The sequence below is a fragment of the Streptomyces sp. NPDC006332 genome (assembly GCF_040612855.1).
GTDB lineage: Bacteria > Actinomycetota > Actinomycetes > Streptomycetales > Streptomycetaceae > Streptomyces.
In genome coordinates this window covers 96314-117784 of record NZ_JBEXRA010000022.1, presented here as the reverse complement: position 1 = coordinate 117784, position 21471 = coordinate 96314, and the positions used below count along the sequence as shown (strand labels likewise).

17 protein-coding genes, 2 pseudogenes and 1 riboswitch are annotated in these 21471 nt (G+C 69.0%); of the genes and pseudogenes, 8 read left to right on the top strand and 11 right to left on the bottom strand.

All coding sequences use genetic code 11. From position 1 onward, the window contains the following. Positions 1–14: 14 nt before the first annotated feature. From ABZ027_RS21245 to ABZ027_RS21230, 4 genes are all read right to left on the bottom strand, one after another. A complete protein-coding gene (locus ABZ027_RS21245) occupies positions 15–1013 on the bottom strand; it encodes an integrase (RefSeq protein WP_356770523.1) in 999 nt (332 codons plus the stop codon). Positions 1014–1064: 51 nt separating this feature from the next. Beyond that, the gene (locus tag ABZ027_RS21240) at positions 1065–1451 is read right to left on the bottom strand and encodes a hypothetical protein (RefSeq protein WP_356770521.1); all 387 of its coding nucleotides are present in this window, start codon (positions 1449–1451) and stop codon (positions 1065–1067) included. A 226-nt stretch (positions 1452–1677) separates the two neighbouring features. After that, positions 1678–1992, bottom strand: a complete 315-nt coding sequence (locus ABZ027_RS21235) for a helix-turn-helix transcriptional regulator (RefSeq protein ID WP_356770519.1) — start codon at positions 1990–1992, stop codon at positions 1678–1680. Further along, positions 1989–3053 carry a tyrosine-type recombinase/integrase gene (locus ABZ027_RS21230; protein WP_356770517.1) on the bottom strand — a complete coding sequence of 355 codons (1065 nt, stop codon included), beginning with the start codon at positions 3051–3053 and terminating at the stop codon, positions 1989–1991. Before ABZ027_RS21230 ends, ABZ027_RS21235 begins: the two co-directional genes overlap by 4 nt. Positions 3054–3198: 145 nt before the next feature. On the opposite strand from ABZ027_RS21230, the pseudogene ABZ027_RS21225 reads away from it, so the two are divergent. Beyond that, positions 3199–3348: pseudogene (locus tag ABZ027_RS21225) on the top strand (ATP-binding protein); the annotation flags it as partial. Between the two features lie 73 nt (positions 3349–3421). Here ABZ027_RS21225 and ABZ027_RS21220 read toward each other — a convergent pair. Further along, positions 3422–4162 carry a methyltransferase domain-containing protein gene (locus tag ABZ027_RS21220; protein ID WP_356770515.1) on the bottom strand — a complete coding sequence of 247 codons (741 nt, stop codon included), beginning with the start codon at positions 4160–4162 and terminating at the stop codon, positions 3422–3424. 190 nt (positions 4163–4352) lie between these two features. After that, positions 4353–7007 carry a pyruvate dehydrogenase (acetyl-transferring), homodimeric type gene (gene aceE / locus ABZ027_RS21215; protein ID WP_356770512.1) on the bottom strand — a complete coding sequence of 885 codons (2655 nt, stop codon included), beginning with the start codon at positions 7005–7007 and terminating at the stop codon, positions 4353–4355. Between the two features lie 373 nt (positions 7008–7380). Here aceE and ABZ027_RS21210 point away from each other — a divergent pair, with 373 nt between their 5' ends. Both ABZ027_RS21210 and ABZ027_RS21205 read left to right on the top strand, forming a co-directional pair. After that, positions 7381–7752, top strand: a complete 372-nt coding sequence (locus tag ABZ027_RS21210) for a cupin domain-containing protein (RefSeq protein WP_356770577.1) — start codon at positions 7381–7383, stop codon at positions 7750–7752. 70 nt (positions 7753–7822) lie between these two features. Beyond that, complete coding sequence (locus ABZ027_RS21205; RefSeq protein ID WP_356770510.1) at positions 7823–8380, top strand: DUF5134 domain-containing protein; 558 nt, start codon at positions 7823–7825, stop codon at positions 8378–8380. Positions 8381–8571: 191 nt separating this feature from the next. Here ABZ027_RS21205 and ABZ027_RS21200 read toward each other — a convergent pair whose 3' ends face one another. Then, positions 8572–9609 carry a glycoside hydrolase family 5 protein gene (locus ABZ027_RS21200; RefSeq protein ID WP_356770508.1) on the bottom strand — a complete coding sequence of 346 codons (1038 nt, stop codon included), beginning with the start codon at positions 9607–9609 and terminating at the stop codon, positions 8572–8574. 331 nt (positions 9610–9940) lie between these two features. Here ABZ027_RS21200 and ABZ027_RS21195 point away from each other — a divergent pair, with 331 nt between their 5' ends. Both ABZ027_RS21195 and ABZ027_RS21190 read left to right on the top strand, forming a co-directional pair. Beyond that, positions 9941–11563, top strand: a complete 1623-nt coding sequence (locus tag ABZ027_RS21195; protein WP_356770506.1) for a glycosyltransferase family 2 protein — start codon at positions 9941–9943, stop codon at positions 11561–11563. A 364-nt stretch (positions 11564–11927) separates the two neighbouring features. Further along, a pseudogene (locus ABZ027_RS21190) lies at positions 11928–12760 on the top strand (transposase). A gap of 8 nt (positions 12761–12768) precedes the next feature. On the opposite strand, the gene ABZ027_RS21185 reads toward ABZ027_RS21190, so the two are convergent. The 4 genes from ABZ027_RS21185 to ABZ027_RS21170 are packed head-to-tail and all read right to left on the bottom strand — an operon-like array spanning position 12769 to position 16109. Beyond that, complete coding sequence (locus ABZ027_RS21185; protein ID WP_356770504.1) at positions 12769–13215, bottom strand: OsmC family protein; 447 nt, start codon at positions 13213–13215, stop codon at positions 12769–12771. 49 nt (positions 13216–13264) lie between these two features. Then, the gene (locus tag ABZ027_RS21180) at positions 13265–14056 is read right to left on the bottom strand and encodes an ABC transporter ATP-binding protein (RefSeq protein ID WP_356770502.1); all 792 of its coding nucleotides are present in this window, start codon (positions 14054–14056) and stop codon (positions 13265–13267) included. After that, entirely contained in the window at positions 14053–15051 is a 999-nt protein-coding gene (locus ABZ027_RS21175; RefSeq protein ID WP_356770575.1) for an iron chelate uptake ABC transporter family permease subunit, read from the bottom strand. Before ABZ027_RS21175 ends, ABZ027_RS21180 begins: the two co-directional genes overlap by 4 nt. Before the next feature lie 26 nt (positions 15052–15077). Next, positions 15078–16109: an ABC transporter substrate-binding protein gene (locus tag ABZ027_RS21170; protein WP_356770500.1), complete on the bottom strand. Its 1032-nt coding sequence runs from the start codon at positions 16107–16109 to the stop codon at positions 15078–15080. Between the two features lie 37 nt (positions 16110–16146). Further along, a riboswitch (cobalamin riboswitch) is annotated at positions 16147–16329 on the bottom strand. Between the two features lie 159 nt (positions 16330–16488). Here ABZ027_RS21170 and ABZ027_RS21165 point away from each other — a divergent pair. Genes ABZ027_RS21165 through meaB form a run of 3 tightly spaced genes read left to right on the top strand, consistent with a single transcriptional unit; the run spans position 16489 to position 21451 of the window. Beyond that, positions 16489–18297 (top strand): methylmalonyl-CoA mutase subunit beta, encoded by a 1809-nt coding sequence (locus ABZ027_RS21165; protein ID WP_356770498.1) that lies wholly within the window; start codon positions 16489–16491, stop codon positions 18295–18297. Beyond that, positions 18297–20471, top strand: a complete 2175-nt coding sequence (gene scpA / locus ABZ027_RS21160; protein WP_356770496.1) for a methylmalonyl-CoA mutase — start codon at positions 18297–18299, stop codon at positions 20469–20471. Before ABZ027_RS21165 ends, scpA begins: the two co-directional genes overlap by 1 nt. Next, on the top strand, positions 20468–21451 hold the full coding sequence (gene meaB, locus ABZ027_RS21155) for a methylmalonyl Co-A mutase-associated GTPase MeaB (protein ID WP_356770494.1): 984 nt from the start codon (positions 20468–20470) through the stop codon (positions 21449–21451). The genes scpA and meaB overlap by 4 nt, the downstream gene beginning before the upstream one ends. Positions 21452–21471 lie beyond the last annotated feature (20 nt).

Sequence of the window (21471 nt, the reverse complement as noted above, 5' to 3'; positions counted from 1 at the left end):
CGCCGAACAGTAGGTCAGCCTGTCGTCTGCCGTCGCCGTGATTCTGGGCCGGGCAGGCGGCCGGGATCGACGTGGTCGGCAAGGTAGATCATGGTGGCCTCGGGATCCATGCCGAACGCGGCGGCGACGAGTTTGGGGTCCATAGTGTTGACCAGGTCGAGTAGTCGAGTGCAGCGGATCATGCGGGGCGGGAAGCCGCAGGCGTCCAGGACGTGACTGACATAGGCGGTGGACGCCGGGCCCCGGCCGGACTTCGTCTGGCGGGTGACCATGACGTGGGGGTTGTCGGTCCGCTGGGCTTCGCGGTGAGCGAGGCAGCGTTCCAGCACTGCCCATGACGCCGGGTCCAGGGGAACCGGATGCGGACGGTCGCCGAGCCGGGTAGTCCGGGCGTGAGGGTCGAGGTCAGCGGTCTGCAGCATCTTGACCTCGCGGCTTGATGCGCCGTGCAACAGGGCAAGCATGCCCAGCAGGGCCTCGTGCGGGTGGACGGCCGGGCCGGTGGTCCAGCGACGGAACAGAACGCGTTGCTGATCAAGTGTCAGCGTCGCCCCGGTGAAGCCGCTCGGTCCTCGGGAGGTCAGGCCGTGGGAGGGATCGACGAGCACGATCTTCCGGGAACGCGCGAAGCGGAAGAACTGCCCGAGTACGACCAGCCGACGTTTCCGGGCCCTGGGCGAGCCGGCGAGGAAGGCTTCGACGTCGTGGACATCGGTCAGCGCCCAGTCCTGCTTGCCGCGTTCACCGGCGAGGAAGCCGGCGAGGTCACGCAGGATGGCCAGTGCCGCTTCGATGGTTCCATCGCTGCGAGGTCGTGTTCCGGCACGGCGGGCTCTCTCTCGTGAGCGCATCATGAACTCGGCGAACGCGTCCACCGTTGGCCGCAGGGTCTCGGGGACGGCATCGATGCGGCGCTGTCGGCGGCCGGCCGCGAGCCGTTCGGCCTGACCGGTGGCCATGGCCATGCCGTGAGCGGTGAAGAAGGTTTCCAGTGCGCGGGCGAGGGAGCCCATCGAGCGTCCCGAACAACGGGAGCGTTCGAGCAGAGCCTGCGGATGGTTGGGTCACTCGTCCAGGAGAAGTCGTCCCAGGGAGGTGATCATCGTGCATGCGCGGCTGACGCAGTACTTGGCGGCGAGTTCGGCGGTGAAGTCCCGCAGCCAGTCCGGGGGTTCGGCGAGTTCGGCGATCAGGTTCTCGGTTCGGACGAAGGGCCGGTCGGGGTGACGCTGCCAGCAGGCTGAGCACAGTCCCAGCCCTGCGTGCCGTCGAACGCGGCCGCATTCGCGGCAGGGCCGGGGCGGCTGCTTGGTCTGGCGGGGACGCGAGCAATGCCCGCACCAGCCGGTGTCTTCACGCAGATAGCCGGGCCGACCGCAGCGAGGGCAGAGCGTCTTGGCGGCGTCGCGTTCCGTCTTGCGCGAGCAGTCCCGGCACAACGTCGCTGTCATGTCTCTGACCGGATGGCCGCAGGTGATGCACACGCGCGAGCAGGTGATGCACCGGCCGGTGTCCTCCTGGAGGACGCGCTGCTGACCGCAGCGGGGGCAAGCCGCCCTGGCCGCCGCCTCCTTTTGCCGGGCCGTGCAGCGACAGCAGTACTGCCGGTCGATGAAGCCGACCGGGGCTCCGCAGCCGACGCAGTCGCTCTGTTTGACGCCCACGATGCCACCCGGGTCAGAGCGGCGGCATCGAACGGCCGCGGGCGGAGACCGCCTTGGGCAGATCAGCGACTGGCCGGGGTGGGGAGGCTGGACGCTCGACGGGGGTGGTGTCGACCTCGAACAGGTCGTTGGGAGTGCATTCCAGTGCGGTGCACAACGCGATCAGGGTGGACATCTTCACCTGGGAGGGCTCCTTGGTGAACAGCGCGGACACCGACGCGGAGGACATCTGCAGGCCGGCACGTTCGGCCAGGAGCCGCTGCAGTTGGGTGCCGGTCCAGACCTCACGCTGGGCGGCGGCCATCCGCAGGCGCCATCGGATCTTCATGCGGGGCTGCCCTCCTCGGCGGTGAGTTCGCCCAGCGTGGTGGTCACCGCGCGGCGATAGGCGTCCTCGATGAACGTCGCGGAGGGCCGGACGTATCGCATGGTCGAGCTGACCGTCCAGTGACCGAGGAGTTGCTGGATCGCCACGAGGTCCACGCCGCGTTCGTAGTTGTGGGTCGCGCAGGCCCGCCGCAGGGCATGCGGGCTGAACCGGTCGGTGGCCGGGCGTCCTTCGAGTTCCATCAGATAGCGCAGGCGGTTGCGGATCGTCCCACGGTGCAGGCTGCCGCCGGACTCGTCCGCGAACAGCACCGGCGAGTTGGGGAACTTGCCCCGCACGTCGTCGAGGAACCAGTGCAGGACGAGGTCGAGGCCGTCCAGCATGGGCACCCAGCGCGGCCTGGGGCCGGAAGTGCGGGCGCCTTTGCCGAAACGGACGTGGAGTTTCCCGAACGGGCCTCGCGAGAAGTGGGCGTCGGGACGCTCCAGCAGGGAGGCTTCTTCCGAGCGCAGGCCGGCGTGATACAGGGTCCGGAACATCGCATAGTCCCGGGCTGCGGGCCCGTACTTGCGGGCGGTGGCGATCCGGGCCTTGAGGAAGTCGAAGAACTCCGCCACCCGTTCAGGGGTCGGCGGCGGCAGTTGAGCCGGGGAGTCGTCCCCGACATGCCGTGAGGCGTTGAACTCGTCCACCGGGCAGACCAGACGGACGCCGAACCCCGCTTCAATTTCAACGGCCTTGCGGACCTGCAGGAACCGGTGGAAGCCCTTGAAGATCTGCACGTACTCGCGTCGTGTCGATGCCGCCCGTCCAGCGAGGGCCAGGTCGCCGACGACCCGGTCGATGTCCTCCGGGGTGACGTCCCACGCGGGCCGACCCAGCGCGTTCAGCGTCCGTTCCAGCAGGCCAATGTCGTTCTCGACTGTCACCGGGCTGAACCCGCGGGCCCGCCACGAGGCGACGAACGCCTCGACGCACTCGGCCTGGAACTCCCACGGATCGGCGGTCACCGGCTCCAGCAGGACGGCCCCACCCTCGATCACCCGCAACTGGGATGTCACCGGCACACCTTCCTCGCACCTCGCCGATCAAGGCAGCACCTGGAGAATCCGAACACCACCATGAAGACCAACGAGGACTGCAGGAGATGGATACGGGCCGGTGGCAGCGGCGATCCTCGAAAAGGAACATGTGCCAGCCCCAGATGGCTGGACCAGGACGTTCACGGATCCGCGGCTCTGCGCGGCCATTGTCGACCGTCTCACCTTCGGCGGGAACATCATCGAGACCGGCACCGAATCCTACCGGCTCGCCAGCACCAGGGCGGCCCGAGGGCAGGACGTCGCCGCGAACTGATCACTTCTGGCGCACCGCCGTGACCGGCCCTTTCTCGCAGGTCTGAGTGTGCAGTCAGACAGCTCGCCTGGTTCTACAGGTCGGCCACGAGAAGCCGGTAGCCGGCATCGAGGGCTTCGCGATCGAGCAGGTCGGCATGGCGTTCGTGCCACCGGCCGGAGGAAAGGTCGTCTGACAGCCGGGCCAAGCCCGGCTGGAGAACTTCGTCGCTGGTCTGAGCTAACAGCGAGATACCGGCCCGCACTTCCGGGTCGAGGTATGCCTCGGGTCGGCGCCAGAAGGCGGCGAGGAATCCGTCGGTGCAGTCGTGCGGGACGGGGACGGTTTCGATGCGCGCGCCTCCCAGCAACCTGGACAAACGGTCGATCGCGACGGCTCGTGTGTCGTCGAACGCGGCTGCTTCGGGCAAGTACTCCTCCAGCAGCCAGAACCTGTGGTTGATGTCGGGGTCGAAGGTGAGGACGACGATCCGCTGCCGGGCGATGCGGAGGAGCTCGCCGATGCCCGCTTCCAGGTCGCTCCAGTGGTGCACGGTCAGGAGGGCCATCGCCGCATCGGCCGAGTCGTCGGCGAGAGGGATCGACTCTGCGGATGCTTCCAGGGCCGGTGCGGATCCGGCTGGGCGCTGGGCGATCATCACTGAGCTGGGTTCAACAGCCAGCACCGTGTGTGACGGTTCGTAGGAGCCGGTGCCGGCTCCTACGTTGATCACAGTGGTGGCACCATCGAGGGCTTGATGGATCCTGGCGGCGATTCGGGGGTCCGGTCGCCGGGTGTCAGCGTAGGTCGCACCGATGCGGTTGTAAGTCGCCACACCGCACAGTATGCGCTTCCCGCTGACACCGGGAAGAGCTCGCAGCGTTGTCAGTTCTCATCGACATTTTCGAGCTGTCTGATCGCCAACTGCTACCCGAAACCGTCGACAACGTTGCCCGCTTCCACTGACGAAACCACACGTGCCCGTCATCGCTCACGGGTGTTGACCGACGGTGAGTTCACAGTGGTCACCCGCGCCGGCCATACCGGTCGCGCGCCCGCACGACCATCTCAGGACGGATCGCGCCGGCACGTGCCAGACTGTCGAGGGCCGCGACGACGATCGACTCGGCGTCCACCCGGAAGTAGCGCCGTACGGCGTCCCGGGTGTCCGACAGCCCGAAGCCGTCCGTACCCAGCGACGAGTAGTCGTGGCCGACCCACTGGCTGATCTGGTCGGGCACCTGCCGCATCCAGTCGCTGACCGCCAGCACAGGCCCGGGCGCGTCCGCCAGCGCCGCCGTCACATAGGGGACGCGCTCCTCGCCCCGTAGCCGTGCTCGGTCGGCGTCCAGCGCGTCGCGGCGCAGCTCCGTCCAGGACGTCACCGACCAGACGTCGGCATGGACGCCCCACTGGGACCGCAGCAACTCCTGGGCATCCAGCGCCCAGTGGATGGCCGTACCGGAGGCCAGCAGCTGGATCCGTGGTTCTGCTCCGGCGGGCTCGGCGTGCCGGAACAGGTAGATGCCCCGCACTATGCCTTCCTCGACCCCGGGCCCGGCGGGCATCGCCGGCTGCTCCTTGGGTTCGTTGTAGACCGTGAGGTAGTAGAAGACGTCCTCGGGCCGGTCACCGTACATACGCCGCAACCCATCCCGCACGATCACCGCGATCTCGTACGCGAAGGCCGGGTCGTAGGACACGGCGGCCGGATTCGTGGACGCCAGCAGATGGGAATGCCCGTCGGCGTGCTGCAGCCCCTCGCCCGTCATCGTGGTACGGCCCGCCGTCGCCCCGATGACGAACCCGCGTCCCATCTGGTCGGCGAGCGCCCAGAACTGGTCGCCGGTGCGCTGGAAACCAAACATGGCATAGAAGATGTAGAACGGGATCATGGGTTCACCGTGGGTGGCGTACGAGGTCGCCGCGGCGGTGAACTCGGCCATGGAACCGGCTTCGGTGATGCCTTCGTCGATCAACTGGCCGTTCTTTGCTTCCCTGTAGTACAGCAGCTGCTCAGCGTCGACAGGTTCGTAGGTCTGGCCCTCCGGCGAATAGATCCCGGCCGTCGGGAACAGGGACTCCATGCCGAACGTGCGGGCCTCGTCCGGGATGATCGGCACCCAGCGCCGTCCCGTCTCCTCATCCCGCATCAGGTCCTTGATCAGGCGGACCAGGGCCATGGTGGTGGCCACCTCCTGATGCCCGAAGCCCTTCTCTAGGGCTTCGAACGGGCGGGCCGGCGGCTGCCTCAGCGGTTTCGCGACCACCCTGCGCACCGGGACTGGGCCCCCCAGCGCCGCCCGCCGCTCGCGCAGGTACCGGACCTCCTCCGAGTTCTCCCCCGGATGCCAGTACGGCACCAGGTCGCCGCTGAACGCGCTGTCGGGGATGGGGAGTTCGAGCAGGTCACGCATTTCGCGGAACTGCGCCATGGTCAGCTTCTTCATCTGGTGGTTGGCGTTGCGTGACTCGAAGCCGGAGCCGAGCGTGTGCCCCTTCACCGTCTGGGCGAGGACGACCGTCGGCGCGCCCCGGTGCTCGACGGCTGCCCGGTAGGCGGCGTAGACCTTGAGGGGTTCGTGCCCGCCCCGTGAGCTGCCGAACAGTTCGGTCAGCCGGCTGTCGCTCAGCCCCGCGGCGAGCCGGGAGAGCGCGTCGCCCGTGAAGAAGTGTGTGCGGATGTACGTGGCATCCCGGGCGGCGTACGTCTGCATCTGGGCGTCGGGCACCTCGCCCAGGCGGTGGACCAGGGCGCCGGTAGTGTCCTGCGACAGGGCGGAGTCCCAGGCCTCGCCCCAGAGTGACTTCACCACGTTCCAACCCGCTCCGCGGAACCTGGCCTCCAGCTCCTGCACGATCTTGGAGTTCGGTCGCACGGGCCCGTCCAGGCGCTGCAGGTTGCAGTTGACGACGAAGGTGAGGTTGTCGAGCTGCTCCCGGGCGGCGAGCGCCAGCGCGGCCGTCGATTCCGGCTCGTCCGTCTCACCGTCCCCGAGGAAGGCCCACACGCGCGACGCGGAGGTGTCCTTGATGCCACGGGCGTGCAGATACCGGTTGAACCGGGCCTGGTGGATGGCGGCGAGCGGGCCGAGCCCCATGGACACGGTCGGGAACTCCCACAACCATGGCAGCCGTCGGGGGTGCGGGTAGGACGGCAGTCCATGACCGTCGGCCTCCCGCCGGAAACCGTCCAACTGCGCCTCGCTCAGGCGCCCTTCGAGGAACACACGGGCGTAGATGCCCGGCGAGGCATGCCCCTGGAAGTACAGCTGGTCGCCCGAGCCTCCCTTGCCGTCCTTGCCCTGGAAGAAGTGGTGGTACCCGATCTCGTACAGCCAGGCCGCCGAGGCATAGGTGGATATGTGGCCGCCGAGCCCGAACCGGGCACCGCGGGTCACCATCGCCGCCGCGTTCCACCGGTCCAGGGCGGTGATCCTGGACTCCATGGCGAGGTCACCGGGATAGGCCGGCTGGGCCGACACGGGGACGGTGTTGATGTAGTCGGAGGACAGGAGCCCGGGCACGGACACGCCGGACCGGGCCGCGAACTCGTGCACCCGCCGCAGCAGGTACACGGCTCTGTCCGGGCCCGCGTTCCGCACGACGGCGTCGAGTGACGCCTGCCATTCGGCGGTCTCCTCGGTGTCCTGGTCGGGTAGTTGGTCGAGCTCACTCATGGCCGTTTCCTGTCAGGGCGTCGGGCGTCGGGCGTCGGGCGTGAGGTGTGGTGTGTGGGGTGTGGGGCTCCTGATACAACGACTCGCATTCCGGGATCCCCTTCCTGTCAAAGGGGCGGTGACCCATCGGATGGCTTCGTAAGCCGGCGGCGACGTCAGTTGCTCACACCATCTAGGACAGGACTCACCCCAATGTTGTGACACTGATGTGGCCGCGGGTGTCACAGATCCGTGCGGAGCCCGGTCATCACCATGACGGCCATGACGGCCATGGCCGGGTGAGTCAAAGGGAGGACGACGCATGTCGGACACGGAGGCAACGCAGGGGAACGGGCAGCAGACCCACTCGGAGGGATGGAAGACGGCTGCGAAGATGCTGCAGGACACCGCACCGCTCATCGTTCCCGAGGGCGCGTCGGCGATGACCATTTTCGTCGAGTGGGAGCCCGGAGACCCGGGAACTCCGCCCCACCGCCACTCGGGGCCTGCGTTCGGTTACGTCGTCGAGGGCGCCGTCCGTTTCGAGCTCGAGGGCGAGCCCGAGCGCGTGATCGAGGCGGGCGGGACGTTCTGGGAGCCCGGCGGTGACGCGATCCACTACCAGGACGGCAACGCGCTGCCCGACGCGCGGACCCGGTTCGTCGTGACGATGCTGTGTGCGCCGGGCAAGCCCATGCTCGAACTGGTCGCGGAGGAGGAATTGGCCCAACGGGCCCATCTCCGCGCCCCACGCCCCACTGACTGACTGTCCACGGCCCGATCCGTAGTCGGTTGCGAACGGTGGCTGTCCGCTGCCAGGGAGAAGCCGGTGAGGCATGAGCGCCACTGATGTCGTGTACGCCATGCTGACAGGGCTGTTCGTGGCCTCGTCCGTCTACGCGCTGTGGCAGGTCGTGCGGCCACGAAGCTTCGGGCGGCGCGCACGAGGCGACCACCTCCTGCACGCCGTCATGGCGTCGGCCATGGCGGTGATGCCGTGGCACCGGGGCAGCGAAGTGCCGCCGCAGGGGCAGACGGTCTTCTTCGCCGCCGTGGCACTGTGGTTCCCGTTGACCTCGGTCCTGAGCCGCCGTGGCCGAAGGCTGGTCGGCCTCGTGCGGAGGACGCCCTATGCGGTCGGTATGGTCGCCATGGCTTGGATGCCGGTGAGGCACGGCGGCGTCACGGACGCGGGAACCGGCGACGTGATCACCGGCGTGCTGACGCTCTGTCTCCTGGCCTACGCTCTCCGGTCGCTGACCCGGGGCATGCCCAGACTGCGCGGACCCTCGGGCGACGTGGACGTCTCCACCGGCATCGGCGGCCCTTGCGACCGATTCTGGCATGGATCGACGGCCATGGGCACGGCCATCATGCTGCTCATTCACCACTGACACCGGATGGCACCGCGAACACGGATCTGGGGCCGCCTCACCTAATTCGTCACACGCGTCGACGCCGGTTCCTGAAATCCGGCTCACGCCCCTCGGGGCCGACCCGCAGGAACGGTGTCGGGCCCGAGGGAGACGTCGGCGTGGGGAACGGAAGTTGGTGACGCCGTCCGGCGTGCGGAACGGTCAGACGCTCAGCCCCGCGTCTTCTCCCTGACCCAGACACCGTTGGCCGTGAGGGGCGCGGTGCCGGTGAACTTGCCGACGCTGCAGGCGCCCTTCTTGAAGACCGAGATGTCCTTGTGGTTGTCGGAGAGGCTCCAGTTCGTCCAGCCGATCTTCTTCTTGGCCATGAGGTCGGTGTACTTCTGCGCCATGGCGAAGTCCTGGCCCCAGCCGTTCCAGGAGGCGACGGCCCACTCCGAGACAAAGATCGGGAGCTTGTCCGAGGCGCGGTCCAGACGCTTCAGGAACTGCTCCTTCCCCGCGGTCGCGTAGAAGTGGTACGTGTACATGACGTTCTTGGCGCGTACCGGAGCGTCGACGATCTCCTGCTCCTTGGACGCTTCGGCCAGGCCGAGCGTGGCCCACCCCCTTGTCGGGACCAGGACCACGCTTTCCGGAGCACGGGAGCGGATCACCGGAATGATCTTCTCCGAGTAGTCCTTGATCGTCGCCCAGCTCACGCCGTTGGGCTCGTTGGCGATCTCGTAGATCACGTTTTTCTTGTGCTTGTGGCGCTCGGCGATCTGCTTGAAGAAGGCGCGCGCGTTGTCGAGGTCCTGGTGCGGGTCGCCCGGGTGGATCGTGTGCCAGTCGACGATGACGTACATTCCGCGGGCGCTCGCCATGTCGACGAGCCGGCTCGCCAGTTCGGTGTACTTCTTCGGATCCTTGAGGTACGCGCCCTCCCGTGCGTACGTCGAGACGCGCAGAACGCTCGCCTTCCAGTCGTAGGCCTGGGCGTCCAGTGCCGCGGCGGTCAGGCATTGCGGATACCACTGCGTGCCGTGCGTACTCATGCCCCGCAGCTGGACCGGCTTGTTGGACTGCGAGCACAACTTCGTGCCGCAGACGTGGAGCTGGCCGTATGTCTGCACCGGCGTCTTGGCCTTGGGCGCCGGCGCGCTTTCCGCCGCGTGCGCCTGGGTCACGGGAATGAGACCCAGCGTCCCCGCGAGGGCCAGTGAGGTCCAGGCCGCGCGACGGCTGCGGGAATTCAGTGAATGCATTTCTGCCTCCAGTTCCTTGGAGAGGGTACCGATGGGCAAATATGACGAACTGACCCGTCACCTGTGGCGCGGCACCACCGCGATTCGTCCGAGCAGCAAGAATGTTCACCTCTGTGGGGGCACGGTCAGCCATTTGGAGGTATCGCGGCGGGCAGAGAGTCGCCGGAACATCTCACGACGAGTCACGTCAACCGGATTTCAGGAACCGACGGCGACCATCTCTCGACTCTGCGGTGGTGCCACTCCGAAGAATCCTTCCTTCGAGCGACCCGTACAGCAATCAGCCCAGCCGGACGCACACGGCACACGCGGTCTGGCTAGTGGTTTGGAGGTGACCACTACATTCAAGGAGCCCCCTCGGTCCGAGCAGGCGGCCACGTGCGTACTCCCCAAGCCACCGGATGACAAGGAGAAGTACTCCTACGCGAGACGTCATCTCTGGGTACTCACGGTGGCCTCGCTCATCAGCATGGGCTGTCTCGTCTTCAGCCAGTTCCGGCTGATCCAGTCGTCACCGTGGCTGTTCGTCCTGCTGCCGTGCCTGGGCTTCAGCGTCCTGTATTACATCGCCTCACTGCGTGTGAACGCATTCACAACCGATTTCGATCTCCAGGGCCATCGCCGACTGGTTCAGAACTGGCACCCCGAGGAGTACCCGACGGTCGCCGTCTTCCTGCCGGTGTGCGGCGAACCCGTCGACATTCTGGAGAACACCTGGAGGCATGTTCGCCGACTCGCCGACCGTTATCCCGGCCAGGCCACCGCATACGTACTCGACGACTCCGCCAATCCGGAACTCGCCACCATGGCCAAGGACCTCGGTTTCGTCTACGGGACCCGGCCCCGCCCCGGCTGGTTCAAGAAAGCCGGCAACCTGCACTACGGGCTGAGCATCTCCGACGAGGAGTACATCCTCATCCTCGACGCCGACTTCGCCCCGCGGGCGGATCTGCTGGAGGAACTGCTGCCGTACATGGAGAGGGACCCGAAAACCGGCATCGTCCAGTCACCGCAGTATTTCCGGGTGAACGACCGGCAGACGTGGATCGAGCGCGGCGCGGGTTCCGTCCAGGAACTGTTCTACCGGGCGATCCAGGTTTCTCGTCAGCGCCATGGCGGCGCCATCTGTGTGGGCAGTTGCGCCGTCTATCGGCGGGCAGCCTTGGAAGCCAACGGCGGTACCACTCTGATCGAGCATTCGGAGGACGTGCACACGGGCTTCGACCTGGGTCGTCTGGGCTGGAGTCTGCGCTATGTGCCGATTCCCCTCGCCACCGGCAACTGTCCCGACAACGTGAGCGCGTTCTACCACCAGCAATACCGTTGGTGCTCGGGTTCCATGAGCCTGCTGGGAAGCAAGAAGTTCTGGAGCACGAAGCTCAGACTCACCACCCGGCTCTGCTACTTCTCCGGCTTCTTCTACTACCTCCACACCGCGCTCTTCACCTTCGTGGCGCCACTGCTCCCGATCGTCCTGCTGGTGGCCATGCCCGAAAAACTCAAGGTCGAGTACATGCTGCTGGTCCTTCCCAGCGTCGTCTACACGGTGTTGATCTTCCCCTTGTGGCACAAGTGCCCCTACCGGATCGAAGCATGGGCCGTGCGCCTGTTGTACGGCTGGGCGCATCTGTTCGCCATCTGGGACATCGCACGCGGCAGGCGACAGGCGTGGCGTCCCACCGGCTCGGCGTCCGCCGGCCGGAACACCCACCGGCGCTTCCTGATCGGCGTCCGGCTCTGGAGCGGCGGTACGGCCCTGCTGTGGGTGGGCATCGCGGTCTGGCGCATGCTCACCCTGTACGCGCCCGATTTCGCGCTGGTGCTGGCCTCCGGACTGTTCTACGCCGTGATCGTGGGCCGCGTCCTCGTTCCGGACCGTGGCACCGGGGAGGAGTCCGTCCCGGGGCTCACGCGGAGGAAGCTGGAGCCCGCGGAGAACCTCGGTGGGCTGTGACAGAAACGCGAGCACGTCCTCAGAGCCCGGCTGGGCGCGGCTCTGAGGACCTCTGCCACGGTTGCCGTCGGGGTACGTGCGTGCGGTGTCCATGCCGACGGCGTCAGGGGGGACGAGCGGCTGAGGGTCAGTCGTCCCTACCTTGTTGATCGGGATGAGCGAGCCATTCGTAGGGTTGGCTCACCCAGGGGCGCTGGGTGTGGCTTTCAGTCGTCTGCCGTGTCTGTGGCTTTAGAGGATTGGCCGCCCGGCGCCCTACGACGACTCGGCTGCTCATTAGGAATTGCGGCACTGATCGCTCAGTAGGGACTCGACAGCGAGGTCGTCCGTGGTACCTGTACGAACACGACCCGCGGAGAAGCACGTGACAGCGATCTGGGCCGGTATCGACGCCGGCAAGACACATCACCACTGCGTGGTGATCGACGACACCGGCAAGCGGCTGCTGTCCCGACGCGTCGCCAATGACGAGACCGATTTGCTCAAGCTCCTGGGCGACGTGCTCGGCCTGGGCAATGACACCCTGTGGGGCATTGACCTGGCGGACGGCGGGGCCGCCCTGGTCATTGCGGTCCTGCTCAACCACGGCCAGCAGCTCCTCTACATCCCGGGGCGGACGGTCAGCAGGGCTTCCGAGGGCTACCGGGGCGACGGCAAGACCGATGCCAAGGACGCGGCGGTCATCGCCGACCAGGCGCGTATCCGACGGGATCTCACCCCGTTGCCGCCCGGCGACGAGCTGGTGTCCGAGCTGAAGATCCTCACCCGCCACCGCCGGGACCTCAGCGACGACCGCACCCGGACCATCAACCGGCTCCGCGGCCACCTCACCGAGATCTTTCCCGGCCTGGAACGCGAACTCGACCTGGGCAACGTCGGCCCCCTGGCAGCGCGGACCGGCTGGCTGCCTTCGCCGGAGTTTCCCCGACGCCTCGTGACTCCGGGAAGATCAGCGGCAACCTGCACCGCCCCACGCGCTACAGCCGACGCCTCCAACGCGTCTTCTACACCTCCGCGCTGATCAGCATCCGCTGCTGCGACGAATCCCGCCGCTTCTACGACCGCAAGCGCGCCGAAGGTAAACGACACTGCCAGGCCGTCATGGCGCTCGCCCGGCGTCGAGTCAACGTCCTGTGGGCCCTCCTTCGTGACAGACGGTGCTACAACCCCATACCGCCCGTCACTCCGGCCACTTGACAACTCCATTAGGAATCCTCGATCGTCACGGTGACGGGCGTGCCGATCTCGACCGTGCGGCTGACCGTGCACAGTCGGTCGTGGGAGGTCCTGACCGCTCGCGGAAGGATCGTCCTGGCCCGGTCCGCGCCGTCGCCCTCGCCGTCCGGGAAGGTGACGGAGAAGGCGACCCTGAGGCCGGTCATCCGGTTGCCGAGCTCGTCGCTGACCTTGTCACCGGTCACCGCGACGGAGAACGTGGCGGGTTCCGCGTGGCGACTGGTGGCGACGTCGACGTCCGCCGCCGAACACCCTCCGATCGCGGCGAGCAACAACTCGACCGGGGTGAACGCACTGTCCCCGTGAGCACCGGAACTCGTACCGAAGGTGATCGTGGCGCCGCGGGCGTTCGTCGCGACGAAGTGGCCGGTGCTGATGCGCTCGACGGTGACGGAGCGCGGGGAGTCCTGGGTCATGTGCCGACACTAGCGCCGGGGGTGGGACGTCACCGGGGCGGCCGTACGGTCAGGGCGACCTGACGGTGTCTTGAGGGAGCGTGCCGAGGAACCGTACATGGGGCCGGTCTCCCGGAGCGTCGGGGGTGACGGTGGCGCGCACGCCGTACACCTGGGCGATGAGGTCCTCGGAGAGCACCTCTGCCGGGCCGCCCGCGGCAGCTACCCGGCCCTGGTTCAGCACGACGAGGTGGTCGCAGTACATCGCCGCCAGGTTCAGGTCGTGCAGGGCGATGACGGTGGTGACGGGGAGTCGCGTGACAAGCGTCAGGAGGTCGAGCTGATGCTGGATGTCGAGGTGGTTGGTGGGCTCGTCCAGGAGGAGTTCGCGTGGTTCCTGGGCGAGGGCGCGGGCGATCTGGACCCGTTGGCGTTCGCCGCCGGACAGGGTGTGCCAGAGGCGGCCGGCCCGCTCGGTGAGGCCGGTGCGGTCCAGGGCGGCGCGTACGGCCCGCTCGTCGGCCGGGGTGGTGGGGGTCCAGGCGCGACGGTGTGGGACACGACCGAGCCGTACGACGTCCAGGACGGTCAACTCGGTCTGGGTGTCCGCCTGTTGTTCGACGACCGCCAGCCGGCGGGCGATGGCTCGGCGGCTGTACTCACGCAACGGGTGGCCGTCGAGGGTGACGACGCCGGAGGTGGGGGTGAGAACGCCGGCGAGCAGGCGCAGGAGTGTGGACTTGCCGGAGCCGTTGGGGCCGAGCAGGCCGGTGACGGATCCGGGGGCCGCGGTGAGGCTGACCCCGTCCAGGATCAGCTGCCCGGCGGCGGTACGCGAGAGGCGGTCGGCGATGAGCGTCATCGGAGCGCCCTCCGGGTGCGGTACAGGACGAGGACGAACGCCGGTACGCCGATCAGGGAGGTGACGACGCCGACCGGTATCTCCTGCGGGTCGAGGACGGTACGGGCCAGGGTGTCGACCCACACCAGGAACACCGCCCCGGTGAGTGCGGTCACCGGCAGCAGCCGCGCGTGCCCGGGGCCGGTGAGGGCACGGGCGGCGTGCGGCAGGACCAGCCCGACGAAACCGATGGCGCCCGCCGAGCTGACCAGAGCGGCGGTCAGCAGGGCCGTGACGCAGAGCAGCACCAGCCGGGTCCGGGCGACGGAGATCCCGAGCGAGGCCGCCGCGTCCTGACCGAAGGCGAAGGCGTCCAGCGTCCGCGCGGATCCGAGGCACACGACGAGGGCGGCCGCCAGCGCGGTCAGGCACAGCCACACGTCGTTCCAGTCGGCGCCGCCGAGCGAGCCGAGCAGCCAGAACAGGACTCCCTGGGTGGTCTGGGCGTCGGCGGCCGTCAGGACGACGAAGGAGGTGAGCGCCGAGAACAGCTGCATGGCGGCGACTCCGGCCAGTACGACCCGGTCGGTCGTGGCGCCGAGGGTGTGGCTGAGCAGCAGCACCAGGGCGAAGGAGCAGACGGCTCCGACGAAGGCGCCGCCGGAGACGGACAGCGCGCCGCCACCCGCGCCGAGGACGACCACCACGACCGCGCCGGTGGAGGCTCCGGAGGAGACGCCGAGGACGAAGGGGTCGGCGAGCGGGTTGCGCAGCAGGGACTGCATGACCGCTCCGCACACGGCGAGCCCGGCGCCGCAGACGGCGGCGAGCAGGGTGCGGGGCAGGCGCAGGTTCCACACGATGCCGTCCCGGATCGGGGTCAGCCGCGAGGGTCCCCCGCCGAGATGAGCGGCCACCGCCGACCAGACGTCGCCGACGCCGATGTCCGCCGGGCCGATGGTGACGGCCACGGCGAGGGACCCGGCCAGGGTCACGAGGCCGGCCACCGTCCGCAACGCCGTGGCCGTGACGGACGAGGTCGTCACCCGGCGGGCCCGTCGGCGCGCAGGGCCGCGGCCACCTTCTCGACGCCGTCGACGGTGCGGATCGTGGGGTTCATGGCCTGGCCGCTGAGCGTGACGTACCTCTTGTTCTTCACCGCGTCCATGTTCCTGGTCGCCGGATCGGACTCCAGGAAGGCGATCTTCCGCGCGGCCGTCTCGGCGGTCTGCGAGTCGCGGGTGAGATCACCTATGACCAGGACGTCGGGGTTGCGGTCCGCGACGGTCTCCCAGTTGATCTGCGGCCATTCCTGCTTGGTGTCGTCGAAGACGTTCTTCGCGCCGAGCGCTTCGGTGATGATGCCGGGGGCTCCGCAGCAGCCCGCCATGTAGGGGGACTCCTGGTTGGCGAACCAGTACAGGACCGAGGTGTCGGAGGCGTCGATCCCCAAGGTGGCCTTGGCGACGCGGGTCTTCAGTGCCGCGACGAGCTTCGCGCCCCGTGCTTCGACGCCGAAGATCTTCGCCAGGTCCCGTATCTCGCCGTAGACCGATTCCATGGTCAGCGGCTCGGTGCGGGCACCGTCGCCGTCACCGCTGTTGTCCTTGCCCTCGCAGTCGGCCGGTGAGAGATAGGTCGGCACGCCCAGCTCCTCGAACTTCTCGCGCGGGGCCACGCCGCCCTGCCTCAGGGTGGAGGCGAAGGAGGCGGCGACGAAGTCGGGTTCGGTGTCCAGGACCTTCTCGAAGGAGGGCTGGTCGTCGGAGAGCCTGGGCACCCGGGCGTTGTCCTTCGCGAGGCCCTTCAGGACGGGGTCGGTCCAGGTGGCGGTGCCCGCCATCCGGTCGGCGAGGCCGAGGGAGAGCATGATCTCGGTGGTGCCCTGGTTCAGGGACACCGCTCGCTTCGGCGGCGACGGGATCCGGATCCGCTGCCCGCAGTTGTCCAGGGTGCGGCCCGTCGCGGTGGTGGGTGAGCCGGGGGGTCCGGTGGACGAGCCGCCGCAGGCCGTCAGGAGGAACGTCCCGGAAAGGAACAGGGCGGAGCGGCGGACTGCACGGGTGACGGGCACACAACATCCTCTGGCGTCGAGGGCCCGGTCGCGGGGCCCGTTCGTACGGGTCGCCAGCAGGTCTTCGGACTCGGGATCACCCGGCCGGAGCGCCTTCCCGGACCCTGGTCACATGTGACCGTCGTCCAGTGGCTCGCCTTGCCCCGCCCGTCACCCTCACCGCTGCGCGTCAGTTCCGGATTCGCACCGGATTCCCTTGACTGGCTTGGGCAAATTATCACGTTGTCGCACCGGCCCGAGGGGCAGCGCGGGGCGGGGCCGTCGTCCCGTCGGCACGTGGCCGGGCCCGGCAGGGCAACGCAGGTCACAGTGGCAGGGAGTGCAAGGTCACAGCGGTGTCCTCTGACGCTCCTTTGACGGTCTGGCCTAGCATCCGAGCATGACGGTCCTGCCTGACGACGGGCTCTCGCTGGCCGCCGAGTTCCCTGACGCGACGCACGAGCAGTGGCAACGCCTGGTGGCGGGCGTCCTGCGCAAGTCGGGAAAGGAAGTCTCGGGGGAAGCAGCGGAAGACGCCCTGTCCACCGCGTTGGAGGACGGGTTGCGCACCCGCCCCCTGTACACCGCGAACGATGTGACGCCCGAGCCCGGCTTCCCCGGGTTCCCCCCGTTCGTACGGGGCGGCCGGGCCGAGGGAAGCGTCACCGGCGGCTGGGACGTACGGCAACGGCACGCCGCGACCGGCGGCGACGCGGTGCTCGGGGATCTGGAGAACGGCGCCACCTCGCTGTGGCTGGTCGTCGGGACGGGCGGCCTGCCGCTCGGCTCCCTCGGCCGGGTCCTCGACGGCGTCCATCTCGACCTCGCGCCCGTCGTGCTGGACGCGGGGGGCGAATTCGACGCCGCCGCACGGGAGTTGCTGGGCCTGTACGAGGAGCGGGGCGTCGCCAAGCAGGCGGCGATCGGCAACCTGGGCGCCGACCCGCTGGCCCACGAGGCCCGTACGGGCGACGCCTCGGACTTCGCGCCGGTGGCCGCTCTCGCGCGGCTGTGCGCCGACGCGTACCCGGGGCTGCGGGCCCTGACCGTGGACGCGCTGCCGTACCACGAGGCCGGCGGTTCGGCCGCGCAGGAACTGGGCGCCTCTCTGGCGACCGGCGTCGCCTACCTGCGTGAGCTGACCGGGGCGGGGCTCAGTGTCGAACAGGCCTGTGCGCAGCTGGAGTTCCGGTATGCGGCCACCGCCGACCAGTTCCTCACCATCGCCAAGCTGCGCGCGGCCCGACGGCTGTGGGCGCGGGTCGCCGAGGTGTGCGGGGCTCCGGGCGCGGGGGCGCAGACGCAGCACGCCGTGACGTCGCCGGTGATGATGACGCGCCGTGACCCGTGGGTGAACATGCTGCGCACGACCATCGCCACGCTCGCCGCCGGGGTCGGCGGCGCCGACGCCGTCACCGGGCTGCCCTTCGACCACGCCGTGGGCCTGCCGGACGCGTTCGCACGTCGTATCGCCCGTAACACCTCGACGATCCTGGTCGAGGAGTCCCATCTGTCCCGGGTGATCGACCCGGCGGGCGGCTCCTGGTACGTGGAGCGACTGACGGACGAACTCGCCCACGCGGGCTGGGAGTTCTTCCAGCGGATCGAGGGTGTCGGCGGTCAAGCCGCCGCCCTGCGCTCGGGCCGTCTCGGTCAGGGCCTGGCGGACACCTGGGAGGCGCGCAGCGCGAAGCTGGCCAAGCGGCGCGAACCCATCACCGGGGTCAGCGAGTTCCCGCACCTCGCCGAACGTCCCGTGGAGCGTGAACCGGCTCCCGAGCCGCCGTCCGGCGGGCTGCCGCGGGTGCGGCGCGACGAGGCGTACGAGGCCCTGCGGGCGCGCTCCGACGCCCATCTCGCCGCCACCGGATCCAGGCCGCGCGTCTATCTGGCCGCGATCGGCCCGGCGTCCGCGCACACCGCGCGCACGACCTTCGCCGCCAACCTGTTCCAGGCCGGCGGCATCGAGCCCGTCACGGACGGAGCCTTCGAGGACAGCGGCGCCACCGAGGTCTGCCTGTGCTCCAGCGACACGCTGTACGAGGCGCAGGCCGACAGCACCGCCCGAGCCCTCAGGGCGGCCGGTGCCCGCCAGGTGTTCCTGGCCGGCCGTCCCGGGCAGTACACCGATGTCGACGCCTATGTCTTCGCGGGCTGTGACGCCGTCGCCGTACTCTCCGCCACCCTCGACCGCATGGGAGTGTCCTGATGGGAATCCCCGACTTCACCGGGATCGAGCTGGGGACGCCCACCACCGACGGCAGCGCCGACGAGTGGCGCAAGGCCGTCGAGAAGGCGACCGGCGGGGACGAGGCGTTCTGGGAGACCCCGGAAGGCATCGCGGTCAAGCCGCTGTACACCGGCCGTGACCTGGAGGGCCTGGACTTCCTGGGCACCTACCCGGGAGTCGCCCCGTACCTGCGCGGCCCCTATCCGACGATGTACGTCAACCAGCCGTGGACGATCCGCCAGTACGCGGGTTTCTCCACCGCCGAGGAGTCCAACGCCTTCTACCGCCGCAATCTCGCGGCCGGCCAGAAGGGCCTGTCGGTCGCCTTCGACCTGCCCACCCACCGCGGCTACGACAGCGACCACCCGCGGGTGACCGGCGACGTCGGCATGGCGGGCGTGGCGATCGACTCGATCTACGACATGCGGCAGCTCTTCGACGGCATCCCGCTGGACAAGATGACCGTGTCGATGACGATGAACGGCGCGGTGCTGCCCGTGCTCGCCCTCTACATCGTGGCGGCGGAGGAACAGGGCGTACCGCCCGAGAAGCTGGCCGGGACCATCCAGAACGACATCCTCAAGGAGTTCATGGTCCGCAACACGTACATCTATCCGCCGAAGCCGTCGATGCGGATCATCTCCGACATCTTCGCGTTCACCTCGCAGCGGATGCCGCGCTACAACTCCATCTCCATCTCGGGCTACCACATCCAGGAAGCGGGTGCGACGGCCGACCTGGAGCTGGCGTACACGCTGGCGGACGGCGTGGAGTACATCCGGGCCGGGCGGGAGGCCGGGCTGGACGTGGACGCGTTCGCGCCCCGGCTGTCCTTCTTCTGGGCGATCGGCATGAACTTCTTCATGGAGATCGCCAAGCTGCGGGCGGCACGACTGCTGTGGGCCAAGCTGGTCCGGCAGTTCGACCCGCAGAACGCCAAGTCCCTTTCCCTGCGCACCCATTCGCAGACCTCGGGCTGGTCGCTGACCGCACAGGACGTGTTCAACAACGTGACCCGTACGTGTGTGGAGGCGATGGCCGCGACCCAGGGCCACACCCAGTCGCTGCACACCAACGCCCTCGACGAGGCCCTCGCGCTGCCCACCGACTTCTCGGCGCGCATCGCCCGCAACACGCAGCTGCTGCTCCAGCAGGAGTCGGGCACGGGCCGGGTCATCGACCCGTGGGGCGGCAGCGCGTACGTGGAGAAGCTGACCTACGACCTCGCCCGCCGGGCCTGGCAGCACATCGAGGAGGTCGAGGCGGCGGGCGGCATGGCCAAGGCCATCGACGCCGGCATTCCCAAGCTGCGCATCGAGGAGGCCGCGGCCCGCACCCAGGCGCGCATCGACTCCGGGCGCCAGCCGGTCATCGGCGTCAACAAGTACCGGGTCGAGACCGACGAGAAGATCGACGTACTGAAGGTCGACAACTCCTCGGTGCGTACCCAGCAGATCGAGAAGCTGCGGCGGCTGCGGGCGGAGCGCGACGAACGGGCCTGCCAGGACGCGCTGGACGCGCTGACCCGGGCGGCCGGGGGCGACGGCAACCTGCTGGAGCTGGCGGTGCGCGCGGCCCGCGCGAAGGCCACCGTCGGGGAGATCTCCGACGCCCTGGAGAAGGTGTACGGCCGGCACGCGAGCCAGATCCGTACCATCTCCGGCGTGTACCGAAACGAAGCAGGCGAGTCCCCGTCCGTGGACCGCACCCGGGCCCTGGTGGACGCCTTCGCCGAGGACGAGGGGCGGCGGCCGCGCATCCTGGTCGCCAAGATGGGCCAGGACGGTCACGACCGCGGGCAGAAGGTGATCGCCACCGCCTTCGCCGACCTCGGTTTCGACGTGGACGTCGGCCCGCTGTTCCAGACCCCGGCCGAGGTGGCCCGTCAGGCCGTCGAGGCGGACGTGCACATCATCGGGGTCTCCTCGCTGGCCGCGGGCCATCTGACCCTCGTACCGGCGCTGCGCGAGCAGCTCGCCGAGGAGGGCCGCGAGGACATCATGATCGTCGTCGGGGGTGTCATCCCGCCGCAGGACGTGCCGACCCTGCTGGAGATGGGCGCCGCGGCGGTGTTCCCGCCCGGGACGGTGATCCCGGACGCGGCCCACGACCTGGTGACGCGGCTGTCGGCCGGCCTCGGGCATCCGCGGTGATCGATCTCGACACGTATGTGAAGGGCGTGCTCGACGGGAAGCGGGCGATCGTTGCGCGTGCCATCACGCTCGTCGAGTCCACCCGCCCTCAGCACCGGGAGCTGGCACAGCAGTTGCTGACCGAGCTGCTCCCGCACAGCGGCCGGGCCCGGCGGATCGGGATCAGCGGGGTGCCCGGGGTGGGCAAGTCGACCTTCATCGACGCGTTCGGCACCATGCTGACCTCGCTGGGCCACCGGGTGGCCGTGCTGGCGGTGGACCCGTCCTCCACCCGGACCGGCGGCTCGATCCTGGGCGACAAGACCCGTATGGAGCGGCTGGCCGTCGACCCGGCGGCCTTCGTCCGTCCCTCCCCCAGCGCGGGCACCCTCGGCGGGGTCGCCAAGGCCACCCGCGAGTCGATGGTGGTGATGGAGGCGGCGGGGTACGACGTGATCCTGGTCGAGACGGTCGGCGTCGGCCAGTCGGAGACGGCCGTCGCCGACATGGTCGACTCGTTCCTCCTGCTCACCCTGGCCCGCACCGGGGACCAGCTGCAGGGCATCAAGAAGGGCGTCCTGGAGCTGGCCGACGTCATCGCCGTCAACAAGGCGGACGGCCCGCACGAGCGCGACGCCCGCGCGGCGGCACGGGAGTTGACGGGCGCGCTGCGCCTCATGCATGGCAAGGACGCCGCCTGGACCCCGCCGGTGCTCAGTTGCAGCGCCCGGGAGTCGACCGGCCTGGACACCGTCTGGGAGCGTCTGGAGCAGCACCGCGCCCTGCTGGACTCCACCGGGCGGCTCACCGCCAAACGCAGCGAACAGCAGGTCGACTGGGCGTGGTCCATGGTCCGCGACGAGTTGCTCGGCCGACTGCACGCCGACCCGGCCGTGCGGGAGATCGCGCCCGGTCTCGAACAGCAGGTGCGCGACGGCGCGTTGACGGCGACGCTGGCGGCGGAGCGCATCCTGAAGGCGTTCGGCGGGCCCGGCCGCTGACCGCGGGCGGGACGGAGGCA